The 21593-nt window shown below is 38.4% G+C and carries 19 protein-coding genes; 4 read left to right on the plus strand and 15 right to left on the minus strand.

The genetic code is table 11. The features are described from left to right. Positions 1-170: 170 nt before the first annotated feature. Positions 171-728, minus strand: coding sequence for an NADPH-dependent FMN reductase (locus tag ABD769_RS07430; protein WP_344850761.1), 558 nt, complete (start codon positions 726-728; stop codon positions 171-173). Between the two features lie 103 nt (positions 729-831). Between ABD769_RS07430 and ABD769_RS07435 the strand changes: the two genes are divergently transcribed. Continuing rightward, complete coding sequence (locus ABD769_RS07435; RefSeq protein ID WP_344850763.1) at positions 832-2034, plus strand: MFS transporter; 1203 nt, start codon at positions 832-834, stop codon at positions 2032-2034. Between the two features lie 204 nt (positions 2035-2238). Here the strand turns inward: ABD769_RS07435 and ABD769_RS07440 are convergent, their stop codons facing one another. The 8 genes from ABD769_RS07440 to pyrE form a co-directional block, all read right to left on the minus strand. Further along, the gene (locus tag ABD769_RS07440) at positions 2239-2889 is read right to left on the minus strand and encodes an outer membrane beta-barrel protein (RefSeq protein WP_344850764.1); all 651 of its coding nucleotides are present in this window, start codon (positions 2887-2889) and stop codon (positions 2239-2241) included. Positions 2890-3040: 151 nt separating this feature from the next. Next, the gene (locus ABD769_RS07445) at positions 3041-3538 is read right to left on the minus strand and encodes a hypothetical protein (protein WP_344850766.1); all 498 of its coding nucleotides are present in this window, start codon (positions 3536-3538) and stop codon (positions 3041-3043) included. 11 nt (positions 3539-3549) lie between these two features. After that, positions 3550-4203, minus strand: a complete 654-nt coding sequence (locus ABD769_RS07450; RefSeq protein WP_344850768.1) for a hypothetical protein — start codon at positions 4201-4203, stop codon at positions 3550-3552. 129 nt (positions 4204-4332) lie between these two features. Next, positions 4333-6633, minus strand: a complete 2301-nt coding sequence (locus ABD769_RS07455) for a M60 family metallopeptidase (RefSeq protein WP_344850770.1) — start codon at positions 6631-6633, stop codon at positions 4333-4335. A gap of 161 nt (positions 6634-6794) precedes the next feature. Further along, positions 6795-9395 carry an ATP-dependent chaperone ClpB gene (gene clpB, locus ABD769_RS07460; protein ID WP_344850772.1) on the minus strand — a complete coding sequence of 867 codons (2601 nt, stop codon included), beginning with the start codon at positions 9393-9395 and terminating at the stop codon, positions 6795-6797. A 561-nt stretch (positions 9396-9956) separates the two neighbouring features. Then, positions 9957-12632, minus strand: coding sequence for an alpha-L-rhamnosidase (locus ABD769_RS07465; RefSeq protein WP_344850773.1), 2676 nt, complete (start codon positions 12630-12632; stop codon positions 9957-9959). Positions 12633-12775: 143 nt separating this feature from the next. Beyond that, positions 12776-13174: an SRPBCC family protein gene (locus ABD769_RS07470; protein WP_344850775.1), complete on the minus strand. Its 399-nt coding sequence runs from the start codon at positions 13172-13174 to the stop codon at positions 12776-12778. Positions 13175-13211: 37 nt separating this feature from the next. Then, positions 13212-13877 (minus strand): orotate phosphoribosyltransferase, encoded by a 666-nt coding sequence (pyrE, locus tag ABD769_RS07475; RefSeq protein ID WP_344850777.1) that lies wholly within the window; start codon positions 13875-13877, stop codon positions 13212-13214. Positions 13878-14168: 291 nt separating this feature from the next. On the opposite strand from pyrE, the gene ABD769_RS07480 reads away from it, so the two are divergent. Then, positions 14169-14345: a hypothetical protein gene (locus ABD769_RS07480; RefSeq protein ID WP_344850779.1), complete on the plus strand. Its 177-nt coding sequence runs from the start codon at positions 14169-14171 to the stop codon at positions 14343-14345. Between the two features lie 148 nt (positions 14346-14493). Next, positions 14494-15537, plus strand: coding sequence for an NAD(P)-dependent alcohol dehydrogenase (locus ABD769_RS07485; RefSeq protein WP_344850782.1), 1044 nt, complete (start codon positions 14494-14496; stop codon positions 15535-15537). A gap of 173 nt (positions 15538-15710) precedes the next feature. Here ABD769_RS07485 and ABD769_RS07490 read toward each other — a convergent pair whose 3' ends face one another. Beyond that, positions 15711-16577: a hypothetical protein gene (locus ABD769_RS07490; RefSeq protein ID WP_344850785.1), complete on the minus strand. Its 867-nt coding sequence runs from the start codon at positions 16575-16577 to the stop codon at positions 15711-15713. A gap of 379 nt (positions 16578-16956) precedes the next feature. Between ABD769_RS07490 and ABD769_RS07495 the strand changes: the two genes are divergently transcribed. After that, positions 16957-17568 (plus strand): NUDIX hydrolase, encoded by a 612-nt coding sequence (locus ABD769_RS07495; RefSeq protein WP_344850787.1) that lies wholly within the window; start codon positions 16957-16959, stop codon positions 17566-17568. Between the two features lie 100 nt (positions 17569-17668). Here the strand turns inward: ABD769_RS07495 and ABD769_RS07500 are convergent, their stop codons facing one another. The 5 genes from ABD769_RS07500 to ABD769_RS07520 all read right to left on the minus strand — a co-directional run bounded on the left by ABD769_RS07500 (position 17669) and on the right by ABD769_RS07520 (position 21356). Continuing rightward, on the minus strand, positions 17669-18274 hold the full coding sequence (locus tag ABD769_RS07500; RefSeq protein ID WP_344850789.1) for a hypothetical protein: 606 nt from the start codon (positions 18272-18274) through the stop codon (positions 17669-17671). Then, positions 18264-18767, minus strand: coding sequence for an RNA polymerase sigma factor (locus ABD769_RS07505; RefSeq protein WP_344850790.1), 504 nt, complete (start codon positions 18765-18767; stop codon positions 18264-18266). The genes ABD769_RS07500 and ABD769_RS07505 overlap by 11 nt, the downstream gene beginning before the upstream one ends. Before the next feature lie 342 nt (positions 18768-19109). Continuing rightward, positions 19110-19571 (minus strand): pantetheine-phosphate adenylyltransferase, encoded by a 462-nt coding sequence (gene coaD / locus ABD769_RS07510; protein ID WP_344850791.1) that lies wholly within the window; start codon positions 19569-19571, stop codon positions 19110-19112. Between the two features lie 442 nt (positions 19572-20013). Next, entirely contained in the window at positions 20014-20559 is a 546-nt protein-coding gene (gene rsmD / locus ABD769_RS07515) for a 16S rRNA (guanine(966)-N(2))-methyltransferase RsmD (protein WP_344850792.1), read from the minus strand. Beyond that, positions 20550-21356, minus strand: a complete 807-nt coding sequence (locus tag ABD769_RS07520; RefSeq protein WP_344850793.1) for a DUF3822 family protein — start codon at positions 21354-21356, stop codon at positions 20550-20552. Before ABD769_RS07520 ends, rsmD begins: the two co-directional genes overlap by 10 nt. Positions 21357-21593: the final 237 nt, after the last annotated feature.

The following is a 21593-nucleotide window of genomic DNA, read 5'->3' on the forward strand; positions in this document are numbered from 1 at the left end:
CTAATGTAAATTTAATGTTAAGTCAATATTATTTTGGTGTGACGAAAAATCAATCGATTGATTAATTTTTTAGGCATGACAAATTGACAATCTGACTTTTTTTGTATAAATGTCAGACTTTATGATAGCAGAAATGGCAGGTTTTTAGAGAAACCTTCTTGCTGTTATAATTAAACTTTACAAGCTGAAATCAGGTTTTCTACTTTCTTTTGAATGATGCCAATGGTTCTTTCGTCGGTTAAATTTCCATCCGCATCGAATTTATTTTGCGCCTGTGCAATCAATACTTCCGGCTGTAAAACAGGATTCATATTTAAGAAAGTAAAAACGGGTAAAAAAGCAGTTTGCATCCTAACTGTTCCCCACATGCCCTGCGTAGCACCCATTACGGCAACAGGTTTGTGCATCAAGGGCGAATCTTTACCGCGACTGGCCCAGTCGATGGCGTTTTTCAATCCTCCAGGAATAGAATAATTATATTCGGGTGAGGCGATAATAAAAGCATCGGCGGCAGCCAGTGCCTCCCTAAATTTGGTAACGCTTGCCGGGCGTTCTTCGGTTTCAGGCAAATCATGGTCTGCATTATAAACAGGAACGTCATCATAAGTTACAATTTCAAATTCGATTCCTTCAGGAATCAATCCGCCTGCTACTTTAAGCAACATTGCATTATAAGAGCCTTTACGCAAGCTTCCACATAAACCCACAATTTTTCTAATTTTTTCCATAGCTATAAAACCGCAACATTATCAAAATGTTTGGTTTTTGCAAGGACATCAGGTGTAGTTTAAAAATTTATTATCCTTATTTTTGGCTTATAAGCTATTCGTTATGACAGAAAATACATCTACCACCTCCATTATTGAAAAAACCGTTTTTCCGATACTTTTCGCCTTAAGTTTTTCGCATCTTTTAAACGATACCATACAATCCTTAATTCCAGCGATTTACCCGATTATTAAAACCAGTTATCATTTAAGTTTTTCGCAGATTGGTTTAATTACGCTTACTTTTCAGTTGGCGGCATCCTTGTTACAGCCATTTGTGGGTTTATATACGGATAAAAAACCTCAGCCATATTCGCTGGCAGTAGGGATGGGATTTACCCTGATCGGTTTGATTTCTCTCTCACAATCGGCCCATTTTTATACCATGCTGCTTTCTGTTGCTTTTATCGGTATCGGTTCTTCCATTTTTCATCCCGAAGCTTCGAGGATGGCACATGCTGCATCGGGCGGGAAGAGAGGACTGGCGCAGTCTGTATTTCAATTGGGCGGCAATGCCGGAAGTTCATTAGGACCGTTACTCGCCGCCTGGATCATTGTACCGTATGGACAGTTCAGCGTAATCTGGTTTTCGGTTATTGCGCTATTGGCCATTATGATTTTAACCTATGTGGGCAACTGGTACAAAGGTTTCATGCTTTCTAGAAGTAAAAAGATTAATATTCAAACAGTTGTAAACCAATTTTCGAGGGGCAAAGTGATCTTTTCTGTATGTATTTTATTGTTGTTAATTTTCTCCAAATATTTCTATATGGCGAGTTTAACCAATTATTTTACCTTTTACCTGATTGATAAGTTCCACGTTTCGGTGCAAACTTCGCAGATTTATTTATTTGTGTTTTTATTTTCGGTAGCTGCAGGTACTTTATTGGGTGGTCCTATCGGCGATAAAATCGGAAGGAAATATGTAATATGGGCATCGATATTGGGGACTGCGCCATTTGCATTATTGTTGCCGCACGCCAGCCTGTTCTGGATAGGCGTGCTTATCGTTCCCATCGGGATGATTCTGGCCTCGGCATTTTCGGCCATTCTGGTTTATGCACAGGAGCTGATTCCCGGAAAGGTAGGTTTGGTAGCCGGCTTGTTTTTTGGCTTTGCCTTTGGTATGGGCGGTATTGGTTCGGCTTTGTTAGGCAAGCTGGCCGATTCTACCAGTATTGAATATGTATTTAATATCTGTGCGTTTCTGCCGTTGATTGGTTTGTTGACAGGTTTTCTGCCTAATATTGAAACGAAGAAGAAGTAGAAATCAATATGAATGACAGGGGATTAGCTAATTAAACTGCCACGAAAAATCGTCATTCCAACTCAATTTGGGAATCTTAATGCAATACGCTTTAAGATTTCCGCCTGCGCGGGAATGACGAATCTTCTATAGAAATATATCAACGATAACCTGTCTAAGGAATCGCTATGATTTTATGGATAGCGTTTCGATAGCCTCATAGGTTTAAAAGTGGAAATTAAACCCTAAAAAAGGATTAAAGGTATTAAAGCCGAAATCAAATGCTTCTGCATCGTACCAGGTATTAGCTGGCGCATCACCTTTATAATCAATTTTATTGTATGAGAGCAGAGAAAAGCCAAGCTCTATACCAAGTTTTTTAGTTGGGAAAAATGCCAATCCTGGTCTGATTGATGCATTGTATTGGGTAAATTTAGTATTGGGTGTAGGATTATAGTTATAATTGCCAGTATAGGTTTCATCTGTTTTTAAAAATCCAATTGTTCCGCTAACCTGCCCAAAAGCTTTAAGTTTATCAACAATATCTACATAATACCTCACTACAGGACCAACTGAAAAACTTTTTTGTTTGCTTGTTCTTGTTGAGGTAATATTATAGTAAGAGTCGAAATTATTATTGATATTTTTACTATAATTGGCACCTGCTATTAATCCGATAGCTAAGTTTTTAGAAAAAAAGTGAGCATAACTAGGATTGATGCCGTACGAATTTCTTTTTTCGTAATTAGGCGATTCCATTTTTGACGAAGAAATACTAAAACTTCCTCCAATTAAATTGTCTCCTTTTTCAGTTTGGGCAGTGGCTCCCATAGCGATAGCGCATACCGCTATCAGCGTTAATAATTGTTTTTTCATTTTCATTTGTGTTTTTGTGTTTCCAATGATAAAATAAAAAAACGACATAAACTATGCGCTTAGTTTATTTTATCTTAATTATTTGATTGTCAGTGCGAAAAAAAATCCAGACTAAATATTAGCCTAGATTATGCGGTTTATTGGAGATAAACTATTGACGGTTCAGTTTTTCAATAAAGTAATAGGTATCCAGCGCATCTTCTGATTCCGGGTCATCGTTTTCGTTAATGATTGATTTTACTTTGCCATCACTTTTTTGAGAGCCGGTGTTATTGTATTCGAACCTGATGTTGCCAATCGACTTAATTTTTCCATCCTCCGATTTAAAAACGGAATTATAATATTCAATTCTAATATCACCAATGGCTTTAATCTTTCCATTTTCAGATGGGAATACACTGTTGTAATATTCTACCCTTGTATCGCCAATTGATTTTACTTTACCATCTTCTGATTTAAAAACCGAATTATAATATTCAATTTTAGTATCATCTATAGTTTTGATTTTTCCATCTTCAGAAGGGAATACGCTGCTGTAATATTCTATTCTGCCACGAAAGCGCTGAGCATTTACCTGGTTTGGTAAACTTAAAAGTAATATTAAGCTTATGCCGGTTAAGCTTAATATTTTGGCGAATATATTTTTCATTTTATGAGCTGTTAAAAGTGATAATTAAAAGTAAATGTTGGGGTAAAGTTTTGCAGGGCTAACCTCAGGTTATTGGTTTTGTCGTAATTGTAAAGCGATTCTGCTGCATAATAATTTTGATGGAAAAAAGATACCACCGGCAGTGAAAACTCTAAAGCCGAATGTTTGGATATGAAATAACTAAAGCCAGGACTTATACTTGCACCCCATCCCTTTATTTTGGCATCTGTTCGGATCAGGTAACCTTCTTCATCAATCCTGTTAAAAGTATTGATCTGCAGTAATAGGTTAGCCTGCATAAAAAACTTAAAGCGATCTTTAATATCCACATATTTACGCACGAAAGGGGAGATACCCAAACTAAATTCCTTTACCCCACGCTGTTCTTCGTAATATCCGTATTCGTTGTTCCATGCGATATAACTTTCGCCCCGGAGTTTTGAAAGATTTAAAGGAATTTCAAGGCCTATAGCAAAATTGTTGGCTAGAAAATAGCCTCCTCTTGGTGTTAAGGTAAACGTGTTTAAACTGGGTGAGGAATTGTTTTGTTTGGAAGTTCCAAAACTTACGCTTCCGCCTGCAAAGCCGGAGCCTTTTTCAGTTTGGGCATAGCTGCGCCAACTAACGGCGCATAGAAGCACCATAATGATTAATTTAGGTTTCATTTTATTTGTGTTTTTGTGTGTAATCAATAATAATCATTATTGAATTAAAAAACAAGAAAATGAACTAGCATGTTAGTTACGTAAAGAAAATCCCTTAGAAATTGATTCCGAAGGATTTAATATCAATAATTATTCTTTAGGAGGCAGGTAAGTAACAAGCTCCTGGGGAAGCCATGTTTTATACTTTTGTGCCGCTGTTTTTGCCTTTTCGCTTACCGGTATTTTCCATATTTCAAAAAACGATGATAAATTAGAATCAGTAGCTTTACAGATGGAAGTAAACCAGAGGTCTATCCGTTGTTCGTTGCTTAATGGCTTTTCATAATATTTTCTTGGATCCATTTCCCGGTAAATGCTGTTCGCTCTTATAATGGGCTCCCAACCGAAATTATCGATTATTTGAATGTACATGCTTAACGCAAGGAAGGGATCTTCTCCCCATTTTTTGAACGTAGGTTGGTTTTGAAGATAATTTTGAATTTTTTTCTTTACTTCCTCTTTGCTCTGGATTGCTTCATGGTTATAAAGACCTTTTTTCAGCACTTTATCATATACATACATGGTGTAAAGATTAGTAGTTACTTCACTAACCTCATTCATATCCAGATACCAAAATTGATGTCGATGACCCAGCTCATGAAAATGTCCCCAGCTTCCTTTTTCTTTCAGGATTTTTTCATTAAGCATCCATTCACAGCTTTGATCGTCGGGTGCCACAATTTTATCCCAAACTGTAAACATATAACCATAAGCAACTTGGTTATCAATAATTATCCTTTCGGGGTGTGTTCTGTTATGGTTAATAATAGCCAAATCAGCATCTGCATCCATCACCTGATCCCAAAATTTTAATAATGATTCTGGATTTTCCAGATCTTTAATGCGATACGTTGGTACGGTGAGTATAATCTTATCGGTAGCCAGCTCTGTCCATGGGGCAGGATTATTTTTTATGTTTGCCCACTCGGTCAGGTTATTTTTTTCTAACTTATAATAAGGGGCTTTTACCACACCATTGGCCACGATATTTATCGATTTAAGTGTAGAACTATCGGGAATTCTAATGTATAACAAACCTCCGTAAGGCGAAAAAACAGATGTGCTATCTTTATCCAGCTCAAAGGATTTTGTTAAATCAAAACCTGCCCTAACTAAATTATCCATCTGCTGTAAATCATCATTATGGATACCAATTTGTGCCTTTAAATGTTGATTCTTATACTTAGGATCGACTATAATATTCACTTTTTCACCTGCTGGTACATAAACTCCGGTACTGTGTAACCTAAAATAATCAGGGTAAGGATCAGCTAGTCCCTGCGAACCCACTTTAACAGCTATATCGATAAACTCGGTAGTACGTTTTGCAGTTTTTGGTACTTCGCCGGGAAATGATTTACTTTCGGGGTAAACAAAATCTGTTGACTTCCCTACATTGTGGGATTTATCGAAAAGATATTTTGAAAATTTATAGCCAGCTTTTTTTGCAGGTGTTGAAATATCGAGCGGTTTTTTTAAAGTGGGTATAGCAAGCGTATCGCCTATAGAAAGTATTGATTTTATTTTTTTTATGACCTTACTGGTATCTGCATTATTTAAAAAAGCGAGTTCGAGCGTAGGCTCTATTGCATATGCATACTCAGTTGGTGTGGTTGATTTTTGAAAAGGTTTTACCAGTTCCCTCATAATATTTTTCAACTGAAGATAAAAGGGCTCGCTTGTTAGTGCCAAACGATCATTGGTATTTTCTGGCAGCAATAAGGTATAGGCATTAAATATCCCGGCCTTGCATAAAACGGTATTTATTTTTACGAGATCGTTTAAATAGGATTTATTTGGATCTCTGTGTTTAAAAATGTAAGAATACGGAGAGCCGTAAACCAGATTACCCCCATTTGATACAAATTTTTCAATGGTCTGAAGTTCTGTTGTATCTGTTACATCGTTTGTTAAAAAGTAAATATCAGTATTGGATTGAAGTTTACTGGCTTCAGCGATATAAACTTTCGCTTTATTTGCTTTCAACAGACTTATCAAAGCAGCATCGGCAGTTTTGGTTACGGCTACTTTGAGTTTTTTAGGATGAGTGGTTGCATTTTCGAGTATATTTTTTAATAATTTCTGAACATTTTGATCGGTTAGTAATTTATGTTCAAAATATGCTGATGAGCCAATGGCAAAAACCTGTCCTTTACCTAAGTTACTGGCCATGATTATTGTAGCTGCAACTTCAACCTGAGGAGTAAGTCGGTGAGTAGCTATGACATCGGGCTCTTCATTGGTAGTATAAAATACCGAAACAAATGTGCCCGTATCGGGCATGGGTAAGGTATTTATGTCTTTTAAAAGGGCTGATTTTTGAAATTTTTGTGAGAAACTTTGGGTCGCAAGGCACACCAGAATAAAGAGCAGATAGGTTTTTAGATTCATTTTCAAGAGGTTGTGTTTACAATTTTAAGCATCTAAAATTGCTATCACAACAGGCTATATGTTAAAAAAAGCTAAAATGAGCCCACTCCCTCCTGATTTTTTTTGTAAAAAAAATCCCATCCCGGTATAATCGGGATGGGATTTAATTTAAGTGTTATGTATTAATCTGCTTTCTGGTTCAGGAACACAAAATTGTGGTCGAACATATCCAGTTTAATTTTGCTGTCTTTATCTATCTTACCCGCCAATATCTCTTTCGACAGCTCGTTTAAGATTCTTTTTTGAATTACTCTTTTTAGCGGTCGGGCACCAAATTGCGGATCGTAACCCAATTGTGCCAGCCAATCTAAAGCTTCGTCGCTGGCTTCCATTTCTATACCCATTTCGGCCAGGGTTTGCTGTACATGTTTAAACTGCAAACCAACAATGTTTCTGATTTCGCTGCGGTTTAACGGGGTAAACATAATCAGCTCATCAATCCTGTTTAAAAACTCCGGACGGATGGTTTGTTTCAACACCTCGAACAATTCGTTTTTGGTTTTGGCAATTACTTCATCGCGGTTTTCATCGCTTAAATTTTTGAAATTATCCTGAATCAAATGCGCTCCGATGTTTGATGTCATGATGATGATGGTGTTTTTAAAATTAACCGTCCTGCCTTTATTATCGGTTAAACGTCCATCATCCAGCACCTGCAACAGGATGTTAAATACATCAGGATGTGCTTTTTCAATCTCATCAAGCAATACCACAGAATATGGTTTGCGCCTAACCGCTTCCGTTAACTGTCCGCCTTCATCGTAACCCACATATCCCGGAGGCGCTCCAATTAAACGCGATACGGCGTGGCGTTCCTGGTATTCACTCATATCAATACGGGTTAAGGCATTTTCATCGTTGAACAGAAATTCTGCAAGAGCCTTTGCCAATTCGGTTTTACCCACCCCGGTTGTACCTAAAAAGATGAAAGAACCAATGGGTTTGCGTTTATCCTGCAAGCCTGCACGCGAGCGGCGGATGGCATCAGAAATGGCTTCAATTGCTTCATCCTGACCGGCTACGCGCTGGTGTAATTCTTCCTCTAAATGAAGCAGTTTTTCGCGCTCACTGGCAATCAGTTTGGTAACCGGAATACCTGTCCAACGGCCCACTACACCTGCAATATCATCGGCAGTAACTTCCTCTTTAAGCATGCGGCTGTCGGTCTGCTGACTTTCCAGATCGGCTTTAAGTTTCTCCACTTTATCCTGAGCCTCTTTAATTTTTCCGTAACGGATTTCGGCAACTTTGCCATAGTCTCCCGCACGTTCAGCCTGTTCGGCCTCTAATTTGTAATGCTCAATCTGCTCTAATTCGTTGTTTACTGCATCTACCAGGTCTTTTTCACCCTGCCACTTGGCTTTAAATTCGTCGCGCTCTGCCGATAGGTTGGCAATTTCTTCCGAAAGTTCCTGAACTTTTCTATCGTCTTTTTCGCGTTTAATGGCTTCGCGTTCAATTTCCAAACGCATAATCTCGCGGTCTAAAGCATCAACATGTTCTGGCACACTGTCCATTTCCATGCGCAATTTAGAAGCCGCCTCATCCATTAAATCGATGGCTTTATCTGGTAAAAAACGATCAGAAATATACCGCTGACTCATTTCTACAGCTGCAATAATGGCTTCGTCTTTAATCCTCACTTTATGGTGGGTTTCGTAACGCTCTTTTAATCCGCGGAGGATCGAAATCGCATCCTGGGTATCAGGTTCTTCAACCATCACCTTCTGGAAACGACGCTCCAAAGCTTTATCTTTTTCAAGGTATTTCTGGTATTCATCCAAAGTAGTTGCGCCTATGGCACGTAATTCTCCACGGGCAAGGGCAGGTTTTAAAATGTTTGCGGCATCCATTGCGCCTTCGCCACCACCGGCACCCACTAAAGTGTGGATCTCATCAATAAACAGGATAATATCCCCGTCACTTTGTGTAACCTCTTTAACTACGGCTTTTAAACGTTCTTCAAACTCGCCTTTGTATTTTGCACCTGCAATTAATGCACCCATATCAAGCGAATACACCACTTTACTTTTCAGGTTTTCGGGCACGTCGCCTTTAATAATCCTGAAAGCAATACCTTCTGCAATGGCGGTTTTACCCACACCAGGCTCACCGATTAAAATCGGGTTGTTTTTAGTTCTACGCGATAAAATCTGGATCACGCGACGAATTTCCTCATCACGGCCAATTACCGGATCCAGTTTTCCGCTCTCAGCATATTCGTTCAGGTTACGGGCATATTTGCTTAAAGCCTGGTAAGTTGCTTCGGCATTCTGATCGGTTACGCGGTTATCACCACGCAATTCTGTAATGGCTTTTTTAAGGTCTTTTTCGTTAACACCCTGCTCTTTTAGTAATTTGGCCGTGCTATCGTTAACGGCAAGGATACCCAATAACAAGTGTTCTACGGATACAAATTCATCTTTAAATTCTTTTAAAAATGTTTGCGCTTTCTGCAAAACGCTATTGGCATTTGATGACAGATAGACATTGCTTCCGCTCACTTTCGGGAATTTGGCAATCTCTGCATCTAAGTTTTGATTTAGTGTATTCAGGTTAACGTTCAGTTTCTTTAAAACATAAGAAACCACGTTTTCATCAACAGTAAGCAAACCTTTAAGCAGGTGTGCCGTTTCAATAGCCTGTTGCTGATTGCCTTGGGCTATTTCAGAAGCCTGTTGAACTGCTTCCTGGGCTTTTATCGTAAAATTGTTGAAGTTCATATCCGCTTTAAGACAAAACAAATGCCACTGTTATTTTGATTTTAGAATCGGAAATTTTGTCGGTAAGATTTTGTTTTTAATGACTAAATTACTGATTTATAATGTTTTGTGCTGAAAATTTGTCTTGTTGTAAGTGCTAAACATGCGAGGTTTGTATTGACAATTGGTAACTGTTAACTGATTTGGGCGTTACCCAATCCCGATGAAAAATCGGGAAAGGGTCGGGCTTTTCAGGGCTGCGCTTCGCTCCGGTACCAATGAAGGATCGGTACTGAACCCTTACAATCCCTAACGCGGTATTTATCGCGTTAGGCTAATCATAAAAAGTGTCGTCATCCCTACCGAAACGTAGTGGAGAGATCTATATCGATAGATTTTTTATTAAGGTTAAAGCGGGATTTTAGCTAACACTCGTTTCTAACGAGCGTTGAATAATTTATCGTTTCAAACGATAGAATCGTTTCGCTATTTATGCACTCGTTTGGAAACGAGCGCAAACATTTTCTATTTCAGACCTCGCCGGTTTCAAAAACCTGCGAGGTCTGGACAGTAGCATCTTAATTATTTCCCAACTTTTTGCTCAATTACATACTTACCTGCCGCTAAATCTATTTTGTTACTACTTGTAATTTTACCATTAACAGAAATACTTGCGCCGGAATTTACCGGTAAATTAATGCTAGCAGTAGAGTTGGCCGGAATGGTAATGTCATACCTGATCCCATTATTTGTTCTTTTCCACGCACTGCTAATTTTTCCGTAAGGGCCGATGTGGCTGGCTTCGAAATTATCCAGACCTTCCATGATATGTGGATCGAGAATGATATGTTTAAAGCCAGGCTGTTTTTCATCAGGTTTAATTCCTCCCGGCGATTTGTACAACCATGCCCCAATTTCGCCGAACATAATGTGGTTCATCGAGATGTCTGATTTCGCATCGATCGGCCAGTTTTCGTATAAAGTAGTGGCCCCGTTTTCCATCCACCAACCCCAGCTTGGGTATGTTTTTTGGGCAGCAACTTTATAGGCAACATCGCTGTAGCCATTTTCACTAAGTGCATTTAAAATGGCTTTGGTGCCCAGTAAACCAACATCTAAATGGAAACCATCAGCTTCTACACGCTTGGCCAGATTTTTGGCAACCAGGGCAACAGATTCTTCAGGAACAATTTTCCAGTAAAGCGGAACACTCATTTCGGTTTGGATGCCGGTGTTGTAAATCCCTTTTTCTTTGTTCAGGTACTTGGCATTAAAAGCATCTTTTATTTTCTTAGCGAGGGCTGTATATTTCAGGTAATCATCATTTTTACCTAAAATTTTGGCTGCTTTGGCTAAAATTACCACATCAGCATAATAATAACAGGTAGAAGTAAGCTCTACCGGAGATTTTGATTTCACCGGGATCCAATCGCCCAGGCCCCAGGTAGTTAAACCGGTAGGGTAGGTTTCGTCGATGTGGTTTACGTATTTCCTGATGTTTGGGTAACAATCTGCAAGTAATTTTTGATCACCATAAAACAGGTACACATTCCATGGAATAATGGCAATAGTGCTGGTCCAGTCTGGTCCGTTGCCCCATTCGTAGCCCCAGCCATCGGTTGGAATAATAGAAGGTAAAACGCCATTTGGCTGTTGTTCATCACGGTGATCGGCCAGCCATTTTTCGTAAATCGTAATACCATCAAAGCCATACAAACCTGTTTCTATGGCAATCTGTGCATCGCCTGTCCAGCCGTTTTTCTCCCTTTGCGGACAATCAGTCGGGTAGCCAAAAAGATTCGATAAGTATGAATTATTAGTGGCATAATAGATTTTATTGATAATCGGTTGTGACGATTTAACTTCGCCCACAACCGGCACATCGCTGTGCATAAAATAACCAACCAGATCTTCTTTTTGCAATTGGATAGGACCAGAGCTGGTTACTTCTACGTATTGAAAACCTTTATAATTAAAGTGAGGCATAAAACTTTGCTTACCTTTTCCATTCAAAATTAAAATATCAGTTTGAAAAGGATCAGTATTATCTGTTGGGCGGTAATGGGCATCAATGTTCGAGATATCTACATGTCCGTTAGGGTATAAACGTTCGCCGTGTTTCAGTTTTATAACTGTTCCGGCAGGGCCATTTACAGTAATTTTACTAACGCCTGAAATATTCTTGCCCAGATCAAACAGGTAAGTGGTATCATTAAATTTTCTGATGCTTTTACTGGCAATTTCTTCTACATCGCGGATCGGATGCAATGCCTGCGCCACAATATTTTTGGATGGTGCAGAGCGGAACATCACGTCTTTCCAGCCTTTATCATCAAAGTTAGGAGTATTCCAGTCTGTTTTTTCCAGTCGTGCGTCGTAGTGCTCAGCCGTGTAAATGCTGTTGAAAATAATAGGACTTAAAGCGGTTTTCCAGCCCTTGCCCGATTTAATGGTTTCGGTAGTACCATCTTCGTAAGTTAGGCGTACATCGAGACAAAAAGTTGGTCTGTTACGCCATGGCGCACGGTCGAAATACCATACAGCGGTTGATTGATGGTTGTACCATCCATTGCCCAATAACACGCCAATGGCATTTTTTCCTTGCTTAATGGCATCAGTTACGTCATAGGTAACATATAAAGTACGGCGATCGAAACGCGTGTACATCGGATCCATGCGGTGGTTACCGATTTTCTTTCCGTTGATCGAAAGTTCATACAATCCGGCAGCAGCAATGTAGGCCCTTGCCGATTTAATTTTTTTATTGGCGTTAAAGGTATTGCGGAAATAGGGGGCAGGTTTAAGTTTGGTGTTTTCTGTATCCGAAATCCATGAGCCCTGCCAGTTTTCCATTTTCATCATGCCTGTTTCAAAACTGGCGATGTTGGCTTTATTTGATTTTTTATTGTTTCCGTCGGCGATATCTACCCGCCAAAAGTATTTAGTAAAAGGTTTTAGTAATTGACCCGAATAAACAATCAGATTTTGATCTGATTTCACCCAGCCGGTGTTCCATAATTTTGCATTAGCTTTTATCAATGAGGCAGAATCGGTGTCAACCAGAATACGGTAAGTACTTTGTTTGGCGCCCTGGCTGGCATCATCCATTTGCCAGGTAAAACGTGGATTTGTGCTATCCAGGCCAATAGGATTAACTAAATATTCGGTTTTTAAAGCAGTAACCGATTGGGCAGATGATTTGGAAAGTGAAAAAAGGGCAAAAAGTAAAGTGGTAATTTGTAAAAATCTTTGGTTCATAGTTTAGGGCTTATCCAAAAACTAAGGTATTAAAATAATATGCTGATAGAAGAACCGCAATGGAATTTTTACGCACAAAAAAAGACGAGCTTTAACTCGTCTTTTTTTATCTGTGTTATCACTCAAATCGGTGAAATCATTTTTTATCCTAATATTTCTTTTAGCTTTTCTGTCTGATGATCGGCCAGTTTTTGCAAAGGACCCGATGCCAGCATCTTCATCATCATGTTCAGGTCTGCAGAAATAATGTGTTTTGCAGTAGTAGTTCCATTTCCGTTATCGGCAACCGTCCATTTTAATTCTACATCAAAAGGGGCTTTCTCACTCGGAATTGCTGTTATTTCCTGGTTTTCTACACGGTTAGAAATCTTGATGGCTAATTTTGCCATATTCTGGATGGTAAACCGTGCATCATCTTCAGTTGATTCCCAGTTGTAAATATTCTCAGGCATCAATTGCTGATGATTGTTCATATTGGATAGAAAAGTATAAACCTCAGCAACGGGTTTATTAACTTCTACTGTGCTTTCAATAACAGTCATTATATATTTTTATAGATTTTTGTTCTTACTTCAAAATTTATGACTCTGAACTCAAAACTTGTCCCTGTCCCCATTCTGATGGATTTAAACGCCATTTTCCTAATAATTCCATATCACTTTTAGCAATAATACTATGCTCGGCAGCATAATCGATTAAAGCAGCATAGTTTGATAAAGTAAGGAAACGGCATTTTGCAGCGGCAAAATTTTCATCCGCTTTTTCAAAACCATAGGTAAATATTGCAGCTAAACCGGCAACTGATAAACCTGCAGCCCTTAAAGCTTCAACAGCCTGTAAACTGCTCTTTCCGGTTGAGATTAAATCTTCGATAACAACCACACGCTGACCTTCTACTACTTCGCCTTCTATTAAACTTCCGGTGCCATGCTCTTTGGCTTTAGCCCTTACGTAGATAAAAGGTAAGCCTAGTTCCTGCGCTACCAATACGCCCTGCGGGATACCAGCGGTTGCAACACCTGCAATTACATCTACAGAACCAAATTCTTCCTGTATGGCCTGCGCCAGTTTCTGACGAATATAAGTTCTAACCTGAGGGTGGGAAAGGGTAATTCTGTTATCGCAATAAATTGGCGATTTCCAGCCAGATGCCCAGGTGAATGGATTGTTTGGCTGTAATTTAATTGCTTTTATCTGTAATAAAAATTCCGCTACCTTTAATTCAATATCACTTTTATTATACATGGCTCAAAATTACAGATTTATTTGTGTTTGTCATAACGTTTATTAATCCCCTTTGTTTTGCATTGGGGAAGAAAAATGTGGGAATCGGGATTTGATTTCGACATTCCAATACTACAAATATCGGAAATTTTGATGGATGCTAAAAGGTATTTCTTACCACTTCCTGTAAATCAGGGTGATAAAGAATCGTGGCATTTGAAAACAGGCTGTAAATATTTGGTGATTAGCTTCAAGCAGCGTTTGGCGTAACAATATTTAACGTTAACCGTCTTAATCAAAATCTAAAAAATTATGATTGTTTTAAAATCCGATTATTTTTCCTCTCACGAGCGCCTTACCCGTTTTATTAACGAAAACCACATTAAACGGGAAGATATTTTAGCCATTACGCAGGCTCCAAGCTTCTTTACCATCTTTTTTTATGCGGATGATGCCGTTGAAGAAGTTACCCACGGCTTATTGTCTTAACAGCGCATTAATCTACTGCTAACAGGTAAAATTTATATTGCGATGGCATTCATTGTTTGAATTTTGCAATGAATTATTTGAATTGCGTAATCGTTCGTAACAAAGCACGCTTTACATTTGTTACGGTAACTAATTAATTTAAATTTTTATGATAGCAACAAAAGGATATGCGGCACAAAATGCCGAAACGGATCTTGCACCCTGGAATTTTGAGCGCCGGGAAGTGGGACCTCATGATGTGCAGTTCGAAATACTTTTCTGTGGGGTTTGCCACTCAGATCTGCACCAGATTAAAAACGATTGGTTCCCTGGAATATTCCCGATGGTTCCGGGTCATGAGATTGTGGGCAGGGTAGTAAAAGTTGGCGACCATGTTAAGAAATTTAAGGTGGGCGATCTGGCCGGTACAGGTTGTATGGTAGATTCGTGCCAGGAGTGCGAAAACTGCAAACGCGATCTTGAACAATACTGTTTGGAAGGCAATACACAGACTTATAACGGTTTGGAAAGAGACGGTAAAACCCCTACTTATGGTGGTTATTCTGATACGATAGTGGTGCGGGAAGAATTTGTATTACACGTTTCTGATAAATTAAACCTTGCTGCCGTGGCGCCGCTTTTATGCGCTGGTATTACTACTTATTCGCCGTTAAGACACTGGAAAGTGGGAAAAGGTCATAAACTGGCTGTATTGGGTTTAGGTGGATTAGGCCACATGGCAGTGAAATTTGGTGTAGCTTTTGGCGCTGAAGTAACCGTATTAAGTACGTCGCCTAAAAAAGAAGAAGATGCCAAAAAACTGGGTGCGCACCATTTTGTGGTAACCACCGATCCGGAGCAGGTTAAAGCGGCCAGAGGTACATTCGATTTTATCTTAGATACGGTATCTGCAGAGCACGATTTTAACATGTACCTTTCTTTATTGAGAACAGATGGTACCCATATTTGCGTAGGTGTTCCGCCAAAACCGGCAGAAATTGCGGCTTTCAGTTTATTAGGTGGCAGAAAAAGCCTTGCCGGATCGGGTATTGGCGGTATTGCCGAAACTCAGGAGATGCTGGATTTCTGCGCGGAAAACAATATTGTTTCAGATATCGAAATGATTGATATGAAAGATATTCACACTGCTTACGACAGGATGCAAAAAGGCGATGTACGTTACAGGTTTGTAATTGATATGGCTACTTTGTAGTTCATGCATAACCAATAAAGTGATAGGGATTTGGGAACTGAAGGTTTCTAAATCCCTTTTTTTTAAGACGCATTAATTACGACAGGTTTTGATCAGTATTGGTTTATATTGATAACTGATGATTAATATTCATTTTTTAGCGTGTAAGAAATCTTAGTTCACCTTAGTTTTACTCAAAGCACCTGGCTTCTTTTTATAAATTCGGTTAAAGGGATGTGGTGTTCTGCTTCAACTCTGGCAACCTGTCTTTCGTTTTCAGTTAACTGGTTCTCTAACGTACCCAGCGAATCTTTGAGATAGGATATCGATAACATCCGTGAAATCCTGTTTCTGATTTTATCAGCAAGGAACAATTCTACCAGAACCAGGCTGATCAGAAAAAGGTAATGATTGAAAATAATGTTATTTGTATTCTTGGCGAATCCGGTGAGGCCTGCTATGCCAAAAAATAAATCGATAATTAAAGGAATGCCAATAATGGCAATCAGCGAAAAAGCACTTACTTTAAAACTAATGCTTTTTTCGGCGCTTTTGATCTGATCGCTAATGGCAGAAAACTTACTTTTAAAAGGAATTTCCCTGTTATTTTGTTCTTGCTCTAATTTTTGCAGGTCTTTCCCATGTTCAATATCGATTTTCCTCACCTGCTCTACAATATGAGATTCGGCATTGTTCAGTTTTTCTTGGTCTTCTACAATCGATTCCTGCTCGGCAATAATTTTATCCATTACCATCAGGTCTTCCGGTATGCCATGTCGCAATTTCTGTTCTGCCGCTACAATACGGTTATCCAGTTGTTTAAACTGCCTTTTAAGTTCAACAATTTCTTTGTTAAAATGCTCTTTTTTTGAGGTATAGGTGTTTTCGAGGCTGTTAAGTGCCGAAACATATTCGAAATCTGCCAGGAGCTGTTCGTTGCCGGCAAAACGTTGGTAAAGCCCATTTAATTTGATAAAAAGCTCGCTTGTTGATTTTTCCGGGTTAGAAAGATCATTTCGGTATGCTTCCAGATCTTTTTCTGATAATGAAGGTATGGGCATGGTAGATTAAAAAGCTAAAATTATGAAAAATATTTATCGTTGAAGGAATAATAAGCGTTGTTTTCCATTCAAATGTTCCATTATTAATATTAAACCATTTTTTTTTACAATCTAGTGTATCTGATTTTTGATAAATAATAATTTTTGCATAAAAACAATCCGTTATCATTCAGTAGTTTAAAGGTAGCGCTATTACATTGCTGAAATATTTTTGGATTTTTTTTATCAGTTAATATAAATTATTATATATTTGTACCAAGCAAGGGGTGAGAGCCTTGCATCAATCTTTGATTGAGAGCGTTAATTTAGATAAGGTTACAACATTAATTGTTGTAACCTTTTTTTATACCTGATAAAATAACCGGAATTTTTTAAGAATATGCCAAGAAATTATAGAATCTACATCAACGATAACACTTTGTTTATCTCCGATTTTTTGCCAGAACAAAAAGAAAAAATCCAGCAGCTTGAATTTCAGGATTTTGATCTGCAAACATTCTATAAAAAATTAAAAAACGGATCTAAAAAGAGCTACATTTTCTTAACCAAAAATCCAAAGGAAACTTTTAGGAAGCTAAAAAAAGATTGCACCATTATTAAAGCAGCAGGTGGCCTGGTAGAAAGTGCAAATGGCAATTACCTCTTTATTTTCAGGAATAAAAAATGGGATTTACCAAAAGGTAAGCTGGAAGATGGGGAGAAAATGAAAGAAACTGCCGTTCGTGAGGTAGAGGAGGAATGTGGGATCAGGGTTTTTAAACGCGAAGAGAAACTTTGTAAAACGTACCATGTGTACCCGATGGGCAATAAAATGGTGATCAAGAAAACCAACTGGTATAAGATGAAGGTTAAAGGCGAACCGAAACTGATACCTCAAAAAGAAGAAGGTATTGATGAAGCGGTTTGGCTGGATAAAAACCACCTTTCACCGGTTGTTAAAAATACATTTCCATCAATTATGGATGTGCTGAGGACTGGCGGGATATTGTAGATTCCTATATTGCGATCGTTACGCTGTTCCGAATCTTCGGGATCAGCACCTTTCCTGCTAGATAGGGCCAGAAATAAATTCAGGGCGACGACTAGCATTCCTACTCATAATCCAGTTCATCAACCACTTTTTTAACCTGTTTAAGGTACTTTCCGTAATAAAACCAGGCCCATAGTTCGGTAATGGCTCCTATAATTAAAATGGTAACAAAACAGTTAATCAGGATATATACAGTTGATAATTTCCTGATGAGCCTGGTAAACATGGATGCCTGCTCAATAAATAAATAAGCAAAAAGAAAACCAACCGCAATAAAAGCCACAATGTAGGTTAAAGCTTTATACAACTCTACGTTCAGTTTCATTTCGTAATAAAACCAGAGGATATTTTTTCGGCTATCCATACTCATATCGTAAGAATTTTTATAGAAGATATAAAACTTAAAAAAATAGTAAGCCGTAAATCCACAGGTGATGGCATAAGTCATGAGGTATGCCTGGTTTAAGGCAGTTGAAAACCTGGCTATATAAGGAACGAAAGCCATAAATACCAGGAAGAAAAGCTGATAAAAAAACTCGTGTTTCATTTTTGCCCTGATTTTATCGATAGGGGTATGGGCCTGTTTTATTTTAAGCATATCGGTAGAAATGTTACTTCCCTCAGGGTTTTCAGCATTCCATTCGTTTTTTAAATCGTCAAAATTCATAACCGTTTTTCTTTATAATGAATTGTAATTTTTCTTTTGTTCTGTTGAGTTTAACGCGGGCATTTACTTCGCTGATTCCCATGTTTTCGGCAATTTCGCGGTGCGACTGGTTTTCGAGAAAGAGGAATATCAATGCTTTCTCTACCACATTTAATTCCTGAACGGCAGCGTATAAATAAGCCAGTTTTTCTTCCTTTACTTCGCTCTCATTTACATCAATAATGTCGATGTTTTCATCCAGTGGTGTTTTATCTACTTTTCTGCTGTCTTTTTTGAAATAGATCAGCGCTGTATTTAAGCACACGCGGTACATCCATGTGGTAAATTTGCTGTTCCCTTTAAAAGTGGGGTAGGCTTTCCATAACTGCAGCACAATTTCCTGAAACAGATCACGCTGTTCTTCCGCACCGTTCATATACATTTTTGTGATCTTATGTATAATCGCCCTGTGCTGGTTGATCAATGTGAGAAATATGTTTTCTGTTTCTTTCATTTTAGGTATAACCCATTGGTAACAGATTTTTTAAAACGTTACAGGTTAGTAAAAATAATATTTAACCACATATAAAAAGGATGGACACAGATAGGGGAAAGAAAAACATCGTCATATCGATCCGATAACTATCAACTGGAACGCGACCTGTACCGATTTTACATCGGTAGCGGAATGGAGATCCTTCGACTACGCTCAGGATGACAATTTAATAAAACGACTGTCATTTCGACTGAAGCAAAGCGAAACGGAGAAATCTGTTTTGATAGATCTTTCAACTACGTTGCTCCCGATAGCTATCGGGACCGCTCGGGATGACGGTAAGTGGACATTAAAAGAAAACTATAAAAAACCAAGTGCTTCTTTGGGTACAAACGGACTTACATCGCCGTGGTTTCTTAAAATATCACGAACGATGGTTGAGCTGATGGCCGAATATTCGGGTTTGCTTAAAAGTAAAATTGTTTCTACTTCAGGCATCATCGTTTGGTTGATTTGTGCGATGGCCCTTTCGTATTCAAAATCGGCTGCTGAGCGGATGCCACGTACCATATATTTAGCATCAATTTTACGGCAAAAATCTACTGTTAAACCTTCGTAGGTTTGAATTTCGATGTTCTGATAACCTTTAAAAACGGTTTGCAGGATCTGAAGACGCTGCTCTGCACTCAAAAAGTTCTGTTTAGAACTGTTTAGTCCGATACCGACTACAATTTTATCAAAAAGCGGTGTGGCACGTTGCAGAATGTTTACATGGGCAATGGTGATCGGATCAAATGAGCCTGGAAATAGCGCTATCTTCATGTTTCAAATATAGCTGTTTGTGATGAAAGGAGGAATACTTTAGCGCAAGGCGTTTGGCGGTTAGCGAAAACTGCTCAGAAAGATTGCTTCACGCCCGCGCACATCATCCTGTTCTTCGGTTTGCAATGGCGAATTGGGGGAGAGGAGATAGCGTTTGGCGATAAGCGTGGATTAATTTAATGAGCAATAAATCAATTACAAATAACCAATATTAAATTACCAAGAGCGACTGTTTTTGGAGTTGATTACAAATCAGCTAGTTTGTTATACTGAAAATAATGAAGATCTTTTAGAATGAAAATGTATGGAATAGATTTCTCCATTCCACTGCACTCCAGTCGAAATGACGACTGGATTAGGAAGATGTGATGTAAGAGACTGCAGTTATCCAGCTTATACGGTTAAACGATTAACCCCCTGAGCGTAGCCGAAGGGTAAACAGTTAACCTATCGAACTAAACTCGAAAAAACTAAAAGAAGAATTACCATATTTCCTTGTTTCGGTGTACCCTGGCTGGCTATTTAGTTTCATATTACTCTGGTGCTCTACAATCAATAAACCATCGGGTTTAAGTAATTGCTGCTCTTTAACCATCACCGGAATTTGAGGGATATTGGGCATATTGTATGGCGGATCAGCAAAAATCAGGTCGTAGCTGCCAGTCATTTGCTTTAATAATTTAAAAACATCGCCTTTGCGCACGTCAACCTGATTAAACTGGTGTTGTTTAGCGGTATTTTTTACCCAGTTTACGCAGCCATAATCCATATCAACTGCTAAAATGCTTTCTGCACCGCGTGAAGCAAATTCGAAAGTAAGGTTTCCGGTACCGCAAAATAAATCGAGTACGGTACAGGTTTCGAAATCATATTTGTTGTTAAGGATGTTAAAGAGTGCCTCTTTCGCCATATCCGTAGTAGGGCGCACCGGTAAATTTGCTGGGGGCTGCAAACGGATGCCCTTTAATTTTCCACCAATTATTCGCATAAATCTAAAGCAAGCAGTCCGCTGAAATAGTGTTTAGGCATATCGGCCAATAATTCACTATGCTGTTTTCCGGCAGGGAAGAAAAAATAAAGTTGATTGAAATATTTTAACAAACAATTGTAATGTTCGTCATCTTCGTTAATAATACCCTGGATATAAACCGGAATGGAATCATTTAAGCCCAGTTGTTCTATCATCAGCAACAGGAAGTAATTAAATTCTTCGGCAGTTTCTGATTCGTAGTGATTTTGAAAAACCACTTTTTTATCCTTGGTGTATAGTACGTTAAACGATATTGCCGTAAAATCGATCAGTAAAGCTTCGTCAGCTAAATGACTGAACAAAGCAACCAGGGGTTCTGATTGTGGAAACAGGTCTGTTTTTTCAGGTAAATGTGTTTTTACCTCATCATTTAAACAAAAAACGGTATTAAAACCAAGCGCTTTATTGTGTTTAGTGTAAACTTTAGCCTCCGAACCTAGATATTGTGCATAAACCGCTAAATTTTCATCATCAAACCACTCATCAGGAATAAAAATGAAATTTGATGTATGTATAGCCGCCTTTATGGTTGCGTAATTTAAAGAAAGGTAGTTGTCTGTTTCAAAAGCAGATTTTAAGTCCTTTTGTACATCTTCACAACCCTGTTTATCAAAAATAATATTAATCTCTTCAGTATCCTTGCTTACCACGGCATAAGAAAAGCTGTCGTTCGTTATTTTTAACAATAAATGGCAGTTTGCAGATGCATCTGTGTTAAAATTTGGATCAACCAATAAGAGACTATTGTTACTCATTGAAACAAAAATAGAGTTTTTTAATAATTAATGGCAAAACGACGGTAATTTTTTGGTTTTACTATCTATTTTTGCCACGGAGACACCGATTGACACGGAATAATTTTGTTCATCACGCCAATGACTAATAAACCAATAAAGCCATATATTTTATCAGCTGAAGAATGAATTTTCGGTCAAAGACACACAATTAACTTTGTGCTCTTTACGCCTTTGTGGTTAATATTCTTCTTTGTG

Origin of the sequence: Pedobacter jeongneungensis (genome assembly GCF_039538295.1) — a bacterium.
GTDB lineage: Bacteria > Bacteroidota > Bacteroidia > Sphingobacteriales > Sphingobacteriaceae > Pedobacter > Pedobacter jeongneungensis.